The sequence below is a fragment of the Paenibacillus yonginensis genome (assembly GCF_001685395.1).
GTDB lineage: Bacteria > Bacillota > Bacilli > Paenibacillales > Paenibacillaceae > Fontibacillus > Fontibacillus yonginensis.
This window is the reverse complement of record NZ_CP014167.1, coordinates 3,170,264-3,186,570: the sequence shown is the minus strand read 5'-3', so window position 1 is coordinate 3,186,570 and position 16,307 is coordinate 3,170,264. Positions and strand designations below refer to the sequence as shown.

Genomic DNA, 16,307 nt, shown 5'->3' with positions numbered 1-16,307 from the left:
ATAGGGACGGCTTTTAGTTCTTTAGTCTTGTGCAAATGTTTCCTTGAGGAAACAATGTTAACCCTCGACAATAATATATAGAAAATTAAACCTAAGCTTTGCTGAACTATAAAGCTCTGAAGGAGGTAGAGAACTGTGGCTCCTGTACAGATAAAAAAAAGCTCGATTCAGCGGGTTAAAATTACAGTAGGCGTTCTTGTGGCTGCGGTCCTTTTGTAACAGGCCTGTCCCCCAAACCTGCAGCAAAGGTTGCGGTTGGTGGCTGGAAGCCGTCTGTGGTAAAATGACGTTACGTGTGAAATAGCGAACAGAAATAGAGATGTACTAAGGATAGGATTGAGGAGATGAGCCAATGAAATACCGCTTGCTTGCGCTTGATATGGACGGAACGCTGCTCACAGACAACCATCAGATTTCCCCGGAAACGGCAAAATGGATTCACAAAGCTTTGGATGCCGGTGTGCATGTCTGCTTGTCTACCGGAAGATCTTACAGCGAAGCCGCCCCGTTCGGAGAAGAGCTGGGACTGGATACGCCGATGATTACAGTGAACGGCAGTGAAATTTGGCGAAACCCTAAAGAGCTGTATCGCCGGGAACTGCTGGGTCCCGAGCTGGTCGAGAAGATGTATAAGCTGTCTCGGACCCTTAATGTCTGGTTCTGGGCTTATTCTGTCGAAGGACTGTTTAATGAAGAGAACTGGTATGAAGGGGTTATCAAGGAGAAAGAATGGCTGAAATTCGGGTATAACGTTCATGACGAAGAGATTCGCCATCAAGTGCTGATGGAGCTTCAGAATATGGGCGGCCTGGAGATTACCAATTCAGCCCCCTGGAATATCGAGGTCAATCCGCAGGGTGTAAGCAAAGCCAGCGGGATTCGTACCCTTTGCGGACTGCTTGGCATCGAAATGACGGAGACGATTGCCGTTGGCGACAGCTTAAACGATCTGGCAGCCATTCAGGCAGCAGCTGTTGGCGTGGCTATGGGGAATGCTCAGCTGGCCGTCAAAGAAAATGCGGATTACGTAACGTCCTCCAATAATGATGACGGAATTGCGGAAGTTATCCGGAAATTTATTTTTGCCGAAGAGGTGTAAAACACATGTGGCTTGATGTCATCGGGTGGATTTTAGTCATCGCGTTGTTTGCTACAGGACTTGCCGGAGCGATCATTCCCGTACTGCCCGGTGTGGTTGCCGTTTATGCGGCCTTTTTTGTTTATGGCTGGTTTTTCGGCTTCCAGCATTTCGGCTGGTTCTTCTGGACGCTGCAGTCGCTGATCGTGGTGATCCTGCTTGTCGCGGATTATCTGGTCGGGGCATGGGGCGTCAAAAGGTTTGGCGGCAGTAAGGCTTCCGTCTGGCTGAGTACAATCGGAGCTATTATCGGGCCGTTTGTCATACCGGCCTTTGGTCTGGTCATCGGCCCGTTTATAGGCGCGGTGATCGGCGAACTGCTGACAGGAGCCGGGCTTAAGCAATCTATCAAAGCCGGCGTAGGCTCCGTTGTTGGATTGTTCAGCAGCATGGCGGTCAAGATCATTCTGCAGATCGTGATGATTGTCGTCTTTTTTATCTGGATCTTCAGCTTCTAATTGTCCGAAGAAAGTCTCCGCGTAAAGGGGACTTGGGGAAAGAGGGAATTCTGTTTGTCTAAGAAGGAATCTTTTATTAAGGGAACGCTGATTCTGGCCGTGGCTGCTCTTGTGGCCCGCGTGCTGGGGATGGCGCAGCGGGTTCCGCTTGAACATCTTTTTGGCGCGGTGGGGAATGCGTCGTTTACGATTTCGAATACGGTTTATTTGCTCTTGTTAACGGTTGCGACTGCAGGTATTCCGAGTACGCTTAGTAAAATGGTCTCCGAGCGGTATGCTTTGCAGCGGCCTGGGGAGGCAAAACGGATTTATAAGGCTGCGCTTATTTTTGCTGCCGTTACTGGAGTTCTGATTACAGTTCTTCTGTATGTCCTGGCGCCGGTGTACGCCAGATTGATATCAGCTCCGGAAGCCACACCAGCCATTAGGGCCATTGCTCCTGCCCTGCTGTTATTCCCGACTGTAGCCATGATGCGGGGATATTTCCAGGGCCGCAATAATATGAGTGCCGGCGGGGTTTCGCAAATTGTAGAACAAATCCTTCGTGTAATTACGGCAATCGCCATCGCGGTTGTAATGGTTAGTGCTGGATATGCAGATAAATGGGTTGCTGCAGGTGCTTCCTTCGGTGGTGTTTTGGGAAGTATCGGTGCTTTTGCTATCATGCTGTATTATGCCTTTAAGCTGAAACGGTCCGACAAGGAGACGCCGCAGGAGGATTTGTCGACAGGCGAGCCGGCGCTTCCTTTCAGGAAGATTTATGCCAATATCTTCAAATTGTCGATTCCTATTGTGCTTTCGTCGCTCGCTATACCGGCCGTCTATTTCATAGACAGCTCGATTGTAAAACCGATGCTGAAAGGCCAGATCGGATTAGACCAAGCGACTTACCTGCTCGGTATTCTCGGCAGCCGGGCGCAAAGCATCGCCGGGATTCCGCCGATTCTGTCCATTGCGCTCAGTACATCGCTGATCCCGATCATTTCCGGCGCGTTTGCACGGAAGGACATGCCTTATCTGGAGAAGCAGATCACGCTGGCAATGCGGATCTCCGTCATCACTGGCATGCCGGTAGTGCTTGCTTTGTGTACGGCGGCCTACTCGGTCAACGGGATGCTGTACAGCTCGTTGGACGGCAGCGGCATTATTGCCCTGCTGACGCTCGGGACCATTTTTCAAATTACAATGTCAACCAGCAGCGCGATTCTGCTTAGCATGGGCAAACCGAACCTGTCGATGGTCCATGTCCTGATCGGGATCGTGGTCAAGCTGGCGGTCAGCTTTGCGCTGGCGCCGGTATTCGGCATTTACGGAATCGTGGCCGGAACGGGCATTTGTTTCCTGGTCATCACACTGCTCAACATTCGTTCCCTGAAGCAAATCGTTCCGTTCTCGATCCTCGGCAAACGCTGGACAGGCTTCCTTGTTACCGTGGTCGTGCTGGCTGCTGTCGGTTACGGATTGAATGAAGCCGGGATTCAGCTGGTTCATGTGATGCCTCATCGGGTCGCTTTCTTTATTACCTGCTGCCTTGTAGGCGGCGTAACCGTTGCGCTTTATCCGGTCATGCTGATTCTGCTGCGCGTCATCCGGCGCGAAGAGCTGGACAGCTATCCAAATGCGATCCGCCGGCTGCTGCGGCCGCTGATGCGGTTTGCTCCGGCTTCCGGCAAACGTTCGGAGGGATAAGTCCGGCCTAGATATTGGACAGGTCCGGCAGACTAAAGACTTTAGAGAGCGGGTACCGGACGTTCCAGTTTCTGCATACCCCTAAAAGGCGTACATTCACCCTATCGGTGTTTGTACGCCTTTTTAATTTGCAGGCACTCTCACACTCTCACAGCTTCCAGCCATGCAGGATTAAAGAAGGGGGTTATGGAGTTCCTGTCTCCCTCGTTTCCTGTCCTTTCCCGTTCCATTTCCGCGCTCCGGCAGCGGCATCATGGACGTAAGCGCGTTTCAGGATATCCATCCGGTGGCCGGCGGTAATTTCGCACAACAGCGGGTAATCGGGGATGCTGATGTCGCCAATGGCCGTGTCGTCCTGAAACCAGTCCTCTCTGGAGATTGGCTCATAAGGGGTGTCTTCAAAGCAGTCCATAAGAGGCGGGGAATAGATTAGCGTTCCGTCCGGCCGAAAGCGGTTCTGCAGCAGCTCTGAACCTTGTCTGGGCAATGCTTTGATTTCTCCTGCGCAAGGGGAGAACAGGCCCGGCCAGTAATCGGCCCGTGAGCCGGTATGGGGAGTAGAACTGGCAAACTGCTCAGCCCCCTGCTGAACCTGGGGTAAACCAAATAAAACGGCATATAGATGTTTGCCCAATTGAATCCGGGCGTTTAAACCGGCAAAATGACTCATGATCCGGCCGCCCAGCCGCGGCTCTCCTCTTTCATTGTCTTCCGCCGGCTTGAACGGGAACACCACTTGATTGACTCCGCTCAAGCCGCCGAGCAGGAAAGGCATCTTGTGCATGACCGTCTGCTGGAAGAAAGGATGCTTGACAACCCTCTTCTCAATATAATTCTGTTCATTGATTATGAGCCCGACGGCCAGCAGGCTGCTGGACCGGCTGAGCCAGAAATACTCCCAGAAAGGCTGCATGAAGCGGGACACATGAAACCGGGGGAGCAGGTGAAAGAGGCTTTTGCCAAGCCGTTTGCTGTGGGCATAGAGCAGAAGCTGGGGATAGGCATCCTGAAAAATAAGCGCATTGCTCCGTTCCAGAAACCGGTAAGTGCGGTAAACGTCCGTCTCGCTGAGCAGCAGATCTGCCTGTCCACCTTTCAAATCACTCATGTTCCAGCCGGCATTGCGGGAGACCATATGAGCGAGAAAGGACCAGTGAAGCTCGGGGAAATCGTTGTAGAGCTTGAGATAGGCCGCGGTCCGGGTCACATTGTTGCGGTTATCCCGCCGGAGGGCCAAATCGATGTCGGCCAGCGCTTCCTGTTCTTCCGAACAGAGGTGCACATAATCCTTGTAGGGTTGATGCAGATATTTCTGTTCCTGACGGCCATGCTGACCGCCTCTTTTCAGCTGTTCCTCCAGGGCGGAACGAACAAAGTCGGCCGCTGTTTCATTCCAATCGAGCTCCCGTTTGGCCAGCAGCAGCCGGCTGGAGCCTGCCAGGTCGGACGCTTTGCTGGATGCCGAATGCCAGATCGCTTTAGGCAGGGACAGCAGGATCCCTCTCCAAATTTCCCAGGGTTTCTCTTCCCCGTATTCTTCCGAATGTCTCACGTACTGCCCTTCTTTCCGCAAATTCTCTAATAGTTTCATTATGGCCAAACGATTTGACTTCCACTCCAAGGTTTGTTCTACTTAGAGAAAAAAGAACTTCAGGGAAGGATGATATACATGCTTAAAGTGGCAACAGCAGAGCAATTCCATGAATTAATCGGTTCGGAAGGGCTTACGGTGGCGGTCTATAAAGCCGATTGGTGCGGAGACTGCAAATTTATTGATCCGTTTATGCCCGAGGTAGAACAGGAGTACGCGAACCGCCTCAAGCTGATTCAGGTAGATGTGGACGAGCTGGAGGAGATCAGCCGCGAGCAGAATATTTTGGGCATCCCGAGCTTTATTGCCTATTCGGGTGGCAAGGAATTAATCCGCTTCGTTAACAAGCTGCGGAAATCCCGGGCGGAGATTGAGGATTTCCTGAATAAAGCCGCAGCTGTGCATGAGACGCTCAAAACTCAAGCATAAATGTCACAGTGGATAGGCCAAATCGGCTGAAATTGGACAGTGTTGAACATTTTGTCACAAGTCACCTGTGATATGGGCTTTGCCATCCGGTATAATGAAACATGGATTGGCAAAGCTTTTTAATAAAATATAATGCAGGTGATAGAATGACAACCAAACAGTTGAAATGGCTGGCTTACGCGGCCACGTTATTCGTATTCCTGGCTACCTTTGGCGGCGGCGTCGTCACCAAAACGGAGTCCGGACTCGGCTGCGGCAGCCAGTTTCCGCTGTGCAACGGCAAATTTGTGCCCGCGCATACGCTTGCGTCGATTATTGAATATTCTCACCGCGGGGTGAGCGGCCTGGCCGGGATTTTGGCGCTTGCCGCTTTTGTGGCCTTTATGATTTGGCGCAGAAACCGCCTGGACCTTCGTATTTATGCTTTTCTGGCTTTATTGTTTGTTATTATCCAAGCGGCCATGGGCGCTTTGGCGGTTGTGTTTACGCAATCCGCACCGATTATGGCGCTTCATCTCGGTTTCGCCCTGATCTCGTTCGCAAGCTCCGTGATGCTGTCGCTGGGCATCCGGGAGCAGGACAAGCAGGAAGGGATGGTTCCTGCGGAACCTCCGCGCAAAGTAGCCAAAGGACTGCGCAATTTGAGCATTTTTACAGCGATTTATACCTATCTGGTGGTTTACACCGGAGCCTACGTAACCCATACCGACTCTGCCGGAGCGTGTTATGGTTTCCCGCTCTGCAACGGCAAGCTGGTTCCGCCGCTCGCCGGCGGGGAAGGCATTCAGTTCATGCACCGCGCAGCGGCGTTTCTGCTGTTTGTCGTCATCGCGGTTCTGGCCCATTTTGCTTACCGGAACAAGTCGGGCAACCGTGAGGTCCGCGGGCTGGGACTTGCCTCCATTATTTTGATCGTTCTGCAAATTTTTGCCGGGATTGCGGTCACTTATACGGTGAATGATTACAACTGGTATCTGTTTACGTCAATCTCTCATATCCTCATCATTGAGGTTCTGTTTGGCCTGCTGTGTTACATGGCTGTCCGCACATCGCTGCTCAGCCGAAACAGCAAGTGAATAAACGGCCAATGATCCGGCCTGATCTGGGAAAGGGCAGGTCCGGTCCGGTTTGGAAGCTGATTGGTACCTGAAGACCCGCCGGGCGTTTTGCCGCCGCCGGGTCTTTTTGTTTTTCAGGGATGACGGCAAGGATAGATGCAGGATTCCGTGCGGAAATATGATATAGTTGGAAGTGATTTGATTAACGGATTTTAGCTGGCAAATCCCGATAATTGGAAGCTCGCATAATTGATATAGACAGCATCTCTTGGGAGGGGAATGGTTTGAGTTATCGAAATTTACGCCAGTGGATTGAGGCGCTCCGCAAGGAAAACGATCTGGCCATTATTGAGGCGCCGGTGGATCCTTATTTGGAGCTGGCTGAAGTTCACCGCAGAGTCATTGAGGAAGGAGGCCCTGCGCTGCTGTTCACGAACGTGAAAGGAACGCCGTTCCCGGTAGCTACCAATTTGTTTGGAACAGAGAAGCGGGTGGACATGGCTTTTGGACCTAAGCCGGAGCAGCTGGCAAACCGCCTGGTTGGGGCGCTGGACAAGCTGATGCCGCCTACGCCAAAGGCGGTCTGGAATGAACGCGGATTAATTTGGGACGCTATCAAGATGGGCTGGGGGACGGTTCCGAAGACGGTATCGAAAGCCGAAGCTCCGATTCTTCAGGTCTGCCGGACGGAGAATCCGCTGGCCGTATTACCCAAAGTAACCAGCTGGCAGGAGGATGGCGGACCGTTTATTACGCTGCCGCTCGTTTACACAGAGAATCCGCTCAAAGCCGGCGATCATAACCTGGGGATGTATCGCATCCAGCTGTATGATGATCAAACCACCGGCATTCATTGGCAGATTCATAAAGGCGGCGGTTTCCATTATCATGAGGCGGAGAAGCTGAACCAGGCCCTCCCGGTGACGATTCTGATCGGAGGTCCGCCAGCCCTGATCGCTTCGGCGATCGCGCCGCTGCCGGAGCATCTGCCGGAGCTGCTGATGACTTCGTTTGTAATGGGCGAACGTCTGCCTATGACAGAGAATCCGCTGGGCGGACACCGTATTCCGGCCGAAGTCGAATTTGCCATCCACGGCTCCGTGCCGCCGCATGAACGCCGTCCGGAAGGACCGTTTGGCGACCATTACGGCTATTATTCGCTGCAGCATGATTTCCCTGTGCTGAACGTTAAACATATGTGGCACCGCAAGGATGCCATCTATCCGGCTACGATTGTCGGCAAACCGCGCCAGGAGGATTATTACCTGGGCGACTTCCTCCAGAAGCTGCTGTCGCCGGCTTTCCCGCTGGTCATGCCTTCTGTGCATACCGTATGGACGTATGGCGAAACGGGACACCATTCGTTGGCTTCGGCGATCGTCAAAGAGCGTTATTCCCGGGAAGCGCTGGTGGCCGGTTTCTCCATTATGGGCCAAGGCCAGCTGTCTTTGACCAAATTCCTGATGCTGACGGACGTGCATTTGGATCTGGCTGATTTCCGCAAGCTGTTGGAAACGGTGCTGGAGCGGTTTAATCCGGCGACCGACCTGTTTATTTTCAACAATACGTCCCATGACACGCTGGACTACACCGGCAAGAGGCTGAATCACGGCAGCAAAGCGATCCTGATCGGCGTCGGCGATCAGCTGCGCGATCTGCCAGCAGATTACAACGAAGGGGACATTGCGGAAATCGACCATATTGCACCTTACCATAAGGGTTGTCTGGTCGTTTCCGGGGCATCCTATGAACAGGAACCAGAGTTGGCCGCCAGGGTGCTTGGCCGTCTGCATGAACGGGGAACCCTGTGGCCGCTGGTCGTGCTGGTGGATGATGCGAAGACGGTTGCTTCCAGCACCAATAAGTTCCTGTGGACCGTATTTACACGTTTTAATCCGGCCACGGACATCTATTCGCAGGCCGAGGTGCGCCAGCATCATCTGGCTTACAGCCTGCCGCTGGTCATTGATGCCCGCATGAAGCCGGGATATCCCGATGAGCTGAATCCGCGCGAGGACATTGTCAAGCTGGTGGACGAGCGTTGGAAAACGTATTTTCCGGGGTAATAAGTTAGGGACCCGCTTCAATCGGGCCAGATTCCATTCTTTAGCGATACGATCCGATCATCCAGAGGAGGGATAAATATGCTGCGTACTTTACTCGGAGAACCTCCGCGCGAGAATGAAGGTCTGATTGCGGAAGCGGTTGATGCCATGGTCAAAACCGTTCAACGGGTGGAGGGTGAAATCAAGCGCAGTCAAGACCCCACCCACGATTACCGGAAGATGGAAATTTGGGTCAGGGGACTGATTTCCTCCATCGATGAGCTGGAGCAAAGCGCCTTTGCAGCCGGTTTCTTCCGGAATAAAGTGAAGACCGATTTCATCGACGACATGGATCCGGTGGAGAAAAGCGATTACGCCAGATACGTTTATTTTTACAAGGACGGCTTTATCCGTTTATTCTCCCTGCTGGATAAGCTCGGCTGCGTGCTGGATGATTTCTTTGAGCTGCATACGGAGAAGGTAAAACCGCATTATTCCTATTTTACCGTGCTTCGGCAGTTCCCATATTTGAAGGTGCATACCGATTTGGGGCAAGAGCTGGACGAGATCAGAGAGGCGTATAAAGAGCCGATATCCGTGCTGCGGAAGCGGAGAAATACGGAGATTCATTTCATGAACATGGAGATGCAGGACGATTTGTGGCAGAGACATCAGACGCTGCATGGCAAAATCGAGCTGGAGGACCTGGACCGGTATATGAAGGATCTTTGGCTGGGTTATGAAATGGCGTGCAAATCGCTGATCGCGGTTTTTTCGTATATCAACCGGCTGTTCGAGGAAAAGCGGGCGAAAAGCTAAGTTTGAAAGCGAGTGGAAGCTGGCTTCCAGAAACAGGCTGAAAATTTTCTTTGACAAAAGATGTGAGACTTACTATACTAAATTCTATCATCAACTCGTAACAAGTGAACCCAATTAAATATTTCTTATCAAGAGAGGCGGAGGGAAAGGCCCGATGAAGCCCAGCAACCGATTCAAATCACGCATTTGGATGTCATGGTGCTAATTCCTCAGAGTGCGTCGGCATTCTGGCAGATGAGAAGGTCTGATCTCTGAAGATTTAGAGAGCCCTGAGCATCTGCTTGGGGCTCTTTTTGATGATAGATTTCATAGAGGGTCCCGGGGCTTCTGCTGCCTTGTGAACAAGGGTTTAGGCAGGCAACGGGCTCAGATTCGTTTGATATCCCGATAAAAATGATAAGTTTAATGGGTCTGGCATTTAGAAGGAAAGGGGGTTCGGGGAATACATGATCGAATTAAAAAATCTGACCAAGGTTTACGGCTCCAAGTCCAGAGCGACCACCGCGTTGTCCGGCTTGAACCTGACCGTGGACAAAGGCGAAATTTTCGGCGTGATCGGCCATTCCGGCGCAGGCAAAAGCACGCTGATCCGCTGCATCAATCTGCTGGAGCGTCCTACGGGCGGCGAAGTCTGGGTCGGGGGGCGCAACCTTACGTCACTGGGAAAAAGAGAGCTGCAGCTGGAACGCCGCCGCATCGGCATGATTTTTCAGCACTTTAACCTGCTGTCTTCGGCTACCGTGTATGACAACATTGCGTTCCCGCTTCGTCTGGCGGGCACAGACCGGACGAAATTGAAAAGCAAGGTGGAGGAGCTGCTGAGTCTGGTCGGCCTTGAGGCGCACAGCGGCAAATACCCTTCCCAGCTGTCGGGCGGTCAGAAGCAAAGGGTCGGCATCGCCCGGGCGCTGGCAAGCGATCCGGACGTGCTGCTGTGCGACGAGGCCACTTCGGCGCTCGATCCGCAGACAACGGATTCGATCTTGAAGCTGCTGCTTGATATTAACCGCAAGCTGGGGCTGACGATCCTGCTGATCACGCATGAAATGCATGTCATTCAAAGCATCTGTGACCGGGTAGCCGTCATTCATGAAGGCGGGATCGTGGAGCAGGGACCGGTGGCCGAGGTATTCCTGAAGCCGAAACATGAGGTCACCAAGGAGTTTATCAGCCGGGATGTAGCCGGCGGAGATGCGCCTGAAGTGCGGATAGCCGGGGCTGCGGCTTCATCCGGTCGGCAGGCGGCCGAGACAGCCGCACTCCCGTATACAGGCGGAGCTGTCTTCCGGATTACCTGCCTGGGCGAGAACACCTACGGCACCGCTTTATCCGAGGTAGTGCTCAGCACCGGCGTTCATTTTGCCATCCTGCAGGGCACGGTTTCCACGATTAAGGAGGTCCCGTACAGCCAGCTGACGGTGAGCTTTACAGGAGCCAAAGAAGCTGTAGAGCTGGCGGTCGCCAAGCTGCGGGAGCGGGATTTTGATGTGGAGGTGCTGGGTTAACGATGTGGGGATTGGACTTTTCGCAAATCGACTGGGATGAAATGAAGCAGGCTTCTTACGATACACTTGCGATGATGGGCTATTCGCTCCTTTTCACGATCGTGATTGGCCTGCCGCTCGGCATCCTTCTGTATATGACGGCACGTTCGAATAACCGGGTAATCAACTCGATATACACCGTAATTTCCTTTATCGTCAATATTTTAAGATCCGTTCCGTTCGTCATTCTGCTGATCTCCTTGCTGCCCTTAACAAAGCTGATCGTAGGAACGACGCTTGGCGTAACGGGAACGATTCCGCCACTGGTGATCGGCGCCGCGCCTTTTTTCGCCAGACTGGTAGAGACCAGCCTGCGCGAGGTGGACCGCGGCGTCATTGAAGCCGCTTATGCGATGGGCGCCTCTACCGGGCAGGTCGTGCGGCGGGTGCTGCTGCCGGAGTCGCTTCCGGGGCTGATTGCCGGGACTACGATCACGGCGGTCACGCTGGTGTCCTACACCGCGATGTCGGGTATGGTGGGCGGAGGCGGCCTGGGCGACCTGGCAATCCGCTTCGGTTATTACCGGTATGAGAAGGAAGTCATGATCATTGCCGTGCTGTTTATGATCGTGCTTGTGCAAATTCTGCAGATGGCCGGTGACCGGCTGGTACGTCATTTTACAAGGAAATAAGGAAATAAGATCCATAAGGAATTAAGGAACCAAACATAGATACAGAGCAATCATCCTTATTCAAAATTTAGGATTCAAATGGAGGGTATTCAGATGAGAAAAATGACTTTGGCTTTACTTACGCTGGTAATGGTGGCCGTCCTTGCCGCCTGCGGCAGCAACAACACCAACAATGCTTCTTCCGGTTCGGACGAATCGGCTGCTCCCCAAAATTCTACGGCAGCTTCTGCTGAGCCTGTGAAGCTGGTTGTAGGCGCAACTGCCGTACCGCATGCCGAAATTCTGGAGCATATCAAACCAGCTTTGGCGGCTGAAGGCATTGACCTTGAGATCAAGGAATTTACGGACTATGTGCTGCCAAACAAAGAGCTGGCCGACAAAACGCTGGACGCCAACTACTTCCAGCACCAGCCTTACCTGGATGACCAGAACAAACAGCTCGGCACCGATCTGGTCGGCGTTGTAGGTGTTCATGTGGAGCCGTTTGGCGCTTATTCCCACAAATATAAAACGGTAGATGAAATCCCTGACGGCGCAACCGTAGCGATTCCGAACGATGCTACCAACGGCGGACGCGCTCTGCTACTGCTGGCCAAAAACGGTTTGATCACGCTTAAGGATGACGCCGGGATTGAAGCAACCAAAAAAGACATTGTCTCAAACCCTAAAAATTTGAAATTCAAAGAGATGGACGCTGCTATGCTGCCTCGTACGCTGGATGAAGTGGATCTGTCCCTGATCAACACGAACTATGCACTGGAAGCAGGTCTTGTTCCAACCAAAGACGCTTTGTTTATTGAAGACAAAGATTCTCCTTACACCAACCTGCTGGTAGCCCGTCCGGACAACAAAGACTCCGACGCGATCCAGAAGCTGGCTCAAGCGCTCACTTCCGACGATGTGAAGAAGTTTATCGAAGATAAATACCAAGGTGCGGTTGTACCGGCGTTTTAAGCTGCTGCTTGCCAAACCATGCAGGTTGCTTCTGCCGGCTCGGCAGAAAAGCAACCAGGCAGTCTGCTCCGATGGGGAGCAGGCTGCTTTTTTTTTGCTGCTGAAGAGGTCCACCCGAAAAATGAACCCCCCAACACGAAATTTGATGCCTTATTCCATTAATTAATTCCAGGTACAATAGAAACATCAATTGGAACCGCTTTCAAATTAGAATTGAGACAGCTTGGAGGTCATAGGGATGGATGTACAACAGTCTGCACAGCCCGCAGCCGTAATACAAACCGAAACACCGCCGAACATGAGGCGAAAATGGCTGAAGAAACTTATTTCACAGAGATATCTTCAAGTAATGGCGCTTCTCGGCATAGCATGGATGATTATTTTCAACTACATTCCGATGTATGGGGTCATCATTGCTTTTAAGGATTATGACATTATAGGCACGATCTCGAGCGCTCCTTGGGTAGGACTCGAGCATTTTAAGGAATTTTTAACGGATGATAATTTCTCTTATGTTATGAAGAACACCTTAGGGATCAGCCTGCTTAAGCTGCTGACGTTCCCGCTGCCGATCATTTTTGCCCTGTTCCTGAACGAGGTGCGTTCGCTGCGGTTCAAGAAAGCGATTCAGACGATTTCCTACCTGCCGCATTTCCTGTCCTGGGTTGTGCTTGGCGGAATTCTGGCTACCTGGCTCGCTGATACAGGATTTATCAATGATGTTTTTATGGCGCTGCACTTGATTGATCAGCCGATTTCCTTTCTGGCAGAGCCTAATTATTTCTGGACCATTGTCATCACTTCGGATGTATGGAAGGAGCTGGGCTGGTCGGCTATCATTTATCTGGCTGCTATCACCAGCATCTCCCCTGAAATGTATGAAGCCGCCACGATTGACGGCGCTGGTCGGTTCCAGAAGATGTGGTATGTAACGCTTCCGGCTCTCAAGCCGACGATCAGCATCCTGTTTATTCTGGCTGTAAGCGGTGTGATGAACTCCAACTTCGACCAGATATTGGTGCTGCATAACTCATTGAATGACAGTGCCAGTAACGTAATCGATTATTATGTTTACAACATGGGGATTTCCCAAAGCCGATTCTCGTATTCGGCGGCTATCGGATTGTTCAAATCCGTTATTGCCCTCGTGCTGCTGCTGATTGCGAACCAAGTATCCAAAAAACTCAACGACACTTCGTTGTTTTAGGCTAAGGAGGACCTGCTCATGTTTTTAACAAGCCGCAGAACAAAAGGCGAATTCGTCTTCGACCTTTTAAACAATATCTTGATGGTGCTGATTTGTTTCGCTACCTTGTATCCGATCTGGTATGTGCTGATCAATTCTTTTAACGACGGGAAAGACGCCATGCTGGGAGGCATCTACTGGTGGCCGAGGATATTCAGTATTGAGAACTATAAGGCTGTATTCAATAATGCCGGAATCTTGACCGCCATGTGGCTGACGGTTGCCAAAACCCTGGTTGGGGTCTTTGCCCACGTGTTTTTCACGGCGATGGTAGCCTACGCCTTCTCGCGCAGGGATTTGATTGGAGGAAAGCTTTATATTCTGCTCGGGACGATCACGATGATTTTCTCCGGGGGGCTGATTCCGACCTATCTGCTGATCCGCGATCTGCATTTGCTTGATAACTTCCTGGTTTATATTATTCCCGTCTTGTTCAGCTTCTTTGACCTTATCATTTTTATGACCTTCTTCCGGGATATTCCCGACGGTCTTGAAGAAGCGGGCCGGATTGATGGGGCTAACGACTGGACGATTTTTCTAAAAATAGTGCTCCCGGTCTCCATGCCGGTTCTTGCCACAATAGCTCTGTTTCACGGCGTGTACCAATGGAATGATTATTTCACCGGGATTATCTATATCAATAATGAGTCCCTGCAGCCCATTCAGACCTTCCTGTACCGGGTCGTGGCGCAGTCCAGCTCCAATATTATGACGACTGCCCTGCAAGGAAATGCCGTGACCAAATCGGTAACCTCGCAGTCGGTCAAACTGGCTACAATGGTTGTCACTACGCTTCCGATTGTATTTGCTTACCCGTTCCTGCAGCGATATTTCGTCAAAGGAATGATGATTGGTTCCATCAAGGGCTGAAACAGAGTCCTCATCACTCGCAGTAGCTCCTCTGGGCCGCTTGCCGGCGGCTCTGGAGTTGCCTTTATAGCATGATCATTATAATACTTTAGAAAAGGGGTAAAAGCATGGGCATGAAAATCAAGTCCAAAAAAATGACGATGCTGATGATGGCATCCATCATGGCATTGTCTCTGTCTTTGTCTGCATGCGGGAACAGCAGCAACAATGCATCCAAAACAGAAAGCGCTAACAACGCCAATAAGGAATCAACGGCGCCGTCCAGTTCAGCAACGACAGTTTCGGCGGATGAACCGGGCTGGAAGTCCGATACCTCCCCCATCAAGTTTGACTGGTATCTGAACTTCTCCTGGTTCCCGAATAAATGGGGTGTTGACCCGACGTCACAATATGTGACCAAAAAGACTGGCGTGGACATTAACTTTATCGTCCCTGCCGGCAATGAGAACGAGAAGCTGAACACGCTGATCGCTTCCGGCAAGCTGCCTGACTTCATCACTCTCGGCTGGTATGAAGACGGCGTGAAGAAGATGATCGAAGGCGGGCTTGTTGAGCCGCTGAACAAATTGGCAGAGGAATACGATCCTTATTTCTTCAAAGTGGCTGACCCGGATAAGCTGGGCTGGTATACACAGGCTGATGGCAATGTTTATGGCTATCCGAACTCTTCTTCGTCTCCTAAAGACTATGAGAAATACGGCGATACTTATGTATCCAACCAGACCTTTGTAGTCCGTAAGGATATCTATGAAGCGATCGGCAGCCCGGACATGCGGACGCCTGAAGGTTTCCTTGCAGCGCTGAAGAAAGCGCAGGAAATGTTCCCTCAGGTCGATGGTCAACCGCTCATTCCGCTCGGTCTGCATGAATTCACGGATTCCGGCAACGACTCTCTGGAAGGCTACATTCAGAATTTCCTGGCTATTCCAAGAGAGAAAGACGGCAAGCTGTACAACCGCGAAACGGATCCGGAATATATCCGCTGGCTGAAGACCCTGCGTCAAGCGAACCAGGAGGGATTGCTGGCGAAGGATATCTTCATCGACAAACGTCCGCAGATGGAAGAGAAAATCGCCCAAGGCCGTTACTTCGCCATGCTGTACCAGCGTACAGACTTTGCAACGCAAGAGGGCACTTTGTATCAGCAGGATCCTAACAAAATTTATATCGCTGTAGACGGACCAGCCAATACAAAGCTGGACCCGCCGACACTGAACGGCCCGTCAATCTCCGGATGGACCGTAACCCTGATCTCCAAGGATGTTAAGGACAAAGCCCGGGCGATCAAGTTCCTGACTTACCTGATGAGTGAAGAAGGCCAGAAAGACCTTTATCTTGGCGAAAAAGGCGTCAGCTATGATACAATTGACGGCAAGGACCAATTCAAGCCGGAAGTGTTTGATCTGATGAACAAAGACCGCGCTGCATTTGATAAGCAATACGGTTCTTCCTTCACATTCTGGATGATGCAGGATACCAATATTACGCAGCAATGGACACCGGCATCGGTTGAGCCATTCAAGCAATTGGAAGATTGGACCCGCGGCAAGACGAAAAGTGTCTCCGAATTCGATTTGCTGGATCCTCTAGCCAACTCGGAGGAAGGGATTATTCTTAGCAAGATCAAAGACCTGCGCGGCAAGACGCTGCCTAAGCTGCTGATGACTCCGTCTGATGCCGATTTCGATAAGATGTGGAATGATTATATCAAGAAGCAGGAAAGTTTCGGTCTTGATAAAGTTATAGCCTTCCAACAAACGAAATACGAAGAGAATAAGAAGAAACTCGGCATTCAATAATAGCTGTGCCCAAAAGCCCGCATGCAGCGGGCTTT

At 51.5% G+C, this 16,307-nt stretch carries 14 protein-coding genes and 1 riboswitch; of the genes, 13 read left to right on the top strand and 1 reads right to left on the bottom strand.

Annotated elements, in window-relative coordinates:
- Positions 1 to 352 precede the first annotated feature (352 nt).
- Genes AWM70_RS14425 through AWM70_RS14415 form a run of 3 tightly spaced genes read left to right on the top strand, consistent with a single transcriptional unit; the run spans position 353 to position 3,285 of the window.
- On the top strand, positions 353 to 1,099 hold the full coding sequence (locus AWM70_RS14425; RefSeq protein WP_068697517.1) for a Cof-type HAD-IIB family hydrolase: 747 nt from the start codon (positions 353 to 355) through the stop codon (positions 1,097 to 1,099).
- 5 nt (positions 1,100 to 1,104) lie between these two features.
- The gene (locus AWM70_RS14420; protein WP_068697515.1) at positions 1,105 to 1,596 is read left to right on the top strand and encodes a DUF456 domain-containing protein; all 492 of its coding nucleotides are present in this window, start codon (positions 1,105 to 1,107) and stop codon (positions 1,594 to 1,596) included.
- 54 nt (positions 1,597 to 1,650) lie between these two features.
- Entirely contained in the window at positions 1,651 to 3,285 is a 1,635-nt protein-coding gene (locus AWM70_RS14415) for a putative polysaccharide biosynthesis protein (RefSeq protein ID WP_068697513.1), read from the top strand.
- Between the two features lie 184 nt (positions 3,286 to 3,469).
- On the opposite strand, the gene AWM70_RS14410 is transcribed toward AWM70_RS14415, so the two are convergent.
- Entirely contained in the window at positions 3,470 to 4,837 is a 1,368-nt protein-coding gene (locus AWM70_RS14410; protein ID WP_169823447.1) for a DUF2515 family protein, read from the bottom strand.
- Positions 4,838 to 4,954: 117 nt separating this feature from the next.
- On the opposite strand from AWM70_RS14410, the gene AWM70_RS14405 reads away from it, so the two are divergent.
- From AWM70_RS14405 to AWM70_RS14360, 10 genes are all read left to right on the top strand, one after another.
- Positions 4,955 to 5,305, top strand: coding sequence for a thioredoxin family protein (locus AWM70_RS14405; protein ID WP_068697511.1), 351 nt, complete (start codon positions 4,955 to 4,957; stop codon positions 5,303 to 5,305).
- Positions 5,306 to 5,451: 146 nt separating this feature from the next.
- Positions 5,452 to 6,381, top strand: a complete 930-nt coding sequence (locus AWM70_RS14400; protein ID WP_068697509.1) for a COX15/CtaA family protein — start codon at positions 5,452 to 5,454, stop codon at positions 6,379 to 6,381.
- 266 nt (positions 6,382 to 6,647) lie between these two features.
- Positions 6,648 to 8,429, top strand: a complete 1,782-nt coding sequence (locus AWM70_RS14395) for a UbiD family decarboxylase (protein ID WP_068697507.1) — start codon at positions 6,648 to 6,650, stop codon at positions 8,427 to 8,429.
- Between the two features lie 78 nt (positions 8,430 to 8,507).
- Positions 8,508 to 9,227 carry a Cthe_2314 family HEPN domain-containing protein gene (locus AWM70_RS14390; protein ID WP_068697505.1) on the top strand — a complete coding sequence of 240 codons (720 nt, stop codon included), beginning with the start codon at positions 8,508 to 8,510 and terminating at the stop codon, positions 9,225 to 9,227.
- 122 nt (positions 9,228 to 9,349) lie between these two features.
- Positions 9,350 to 9,468, top strand: a riboswitch (SAM riboswitch).
- 205 nt (positions 9,469 to 9,673) lie between these two features.
- Positions 9,674 to 10,732: a methionine ABC transporter ATP-binding protein gene (locus AWM70_RS14385; RefSeq protein ID WP_068697503.1), complete on the top strand. Its 1,059-nt coding sequence runs from the start codon at positions 9,674 to 9,676 to the stop codon at positions 10,730 to 10,732.
- 2 nt (positions 10,733 to 10,734) lie between these two features.
- Positions 10,735 to 11,403, top strand: a complete 669-nt coding sequence (locus tag AWM70_RS14380) for a methionine ABC transporter permease (RefSeq protein WP_068697501.1) — start codon at positions 10,735 to 10,737, stop codon at positions 11,401 to 11,403.
- 93 nt (positions 11,404 to 11,496) lie between these two features.
- Entirely contained in the window at positions 11,497 to 12,357 is an 861-nt protein-coding gene (locus tag AWM70_RS14375) for a MetQ/NlpA family ABC transporter substrate-binding protein (RefSeq protein WP_068697499.1), read from the top strand.
- 238 nt (positions 12,358 to 12,595) lie between these two features.
- On the top strand, positions 12,596 to 13,564 hold the full coding sequence (locus AWM70_RS14370) for an ABC transporter permease (RefSeq protein ID WP_068697497.1): 969 nt from the start codon (positions 12,596 to 12,598) through the stop codon (positions 13,562 to 13,564).
- Between the two features lie 18 nt (positions 13,565 to 13,582).
- Positions 13,583 to 14,473 carry a carbohydrate ABC transporter permease gene (locus AWM70_RS14365; RefSeq protein ID WP_068697495.1) on the top strand — a complete coding sequence of 297 codons (891 nt, stop codon included), beginning with the start codon at positions 13,583 to 13,585 and terminating at the stop codon, positions 14,471 to 14,473.
- Positions 14,474 to 14,580: 107 nt separating this feature from the next.
- Positions 14,581 to 16,272, top strand: coding sequence for an extracellular solute-binding protein (locus tag AWM70_RS14360; protein WP_068697493.1), 1,692 nt, complete (start codon positions 14,581 to 14,583; stop codon positions 16,270 to 16,272).
- Positions 16,273 to 16,307: the final 35 nt, after the last annotated feature.

Coding starts and splice junctions, on each gene's coding strand:
- AWM70_RS14400 (WP_068697509.1), top strand. CDS start 5,452: ATGACAACCAAACAGTTGAAATGGCTGGCTTACGCGGCCACGTTATTC.
- AWM70_RS14385 (WP_068697503.1), top strand. CDS start 9,674: ATGATCGAATTAAAAAATCTGACCAAGGTTTACGGCTCCAAGTCCAGA.
- AWM70_RS14365 (WP_068697495.1), top strand. CDS start 13,583: ATGTTTTTAACAAGCCGCAGAACAAAAGGCGAATTCGTCTTCGACCTT.
- AWM70_RS14420 (WP_068697515.1), top strand. CDS start 1,105: ATGTGGCTTGATGTCATCGGGTGGATTTTAGTCATCGCGTTGTTTGCT.
- AWM70_RS14360 (WP_068697493.1), top strand. CDS start 14,581: ATGGGCATGAAAATCAAGTCCAAAAAAATGACGATGCTGATGATGGCA.
- AWM70_RS14375 (WP_068697499.1), top strand. CDS start 11,497: ATGAGAAAAATGACTTTGGCTTTACTTACGCTGGTAATGGTGGCCGTC.
- AWM70_RS14380 (WP_068697501.1), top strand. CDS start 10,735: ATGTGGGGATTGGACTTTTCGCAAATCGACTGGGATGAAATGAAGCAG.
- AWM70_RS14370 (WP_068697497.1), top strand. CDS start 12,596: ATGGATGTACAACAGTCTGCACAGCCCGCAGCCGTAATACAAACCGAA.
- AWM70_RS14390 (WP_068697505.1), top strand. CDS start 8,508: ATGCTGCGTACTTTACTCGGAGAACCTCCGCGCGAGAATGAAGGTCTG.
- AWM70_RS14425 (WP_068697517.1), top strand. CDS start 353: ATGAAATACCGCTTGCTTGCGCTTGATATGGACGGAACGCTGCTCACA.
- AWM70_RS14405 (WP_068697511.1), top strand. CDS start 4,955: ATGCTTAAAGTGGCAACAGCAGAGCAATTCCATGAATTAATCGGTTCG.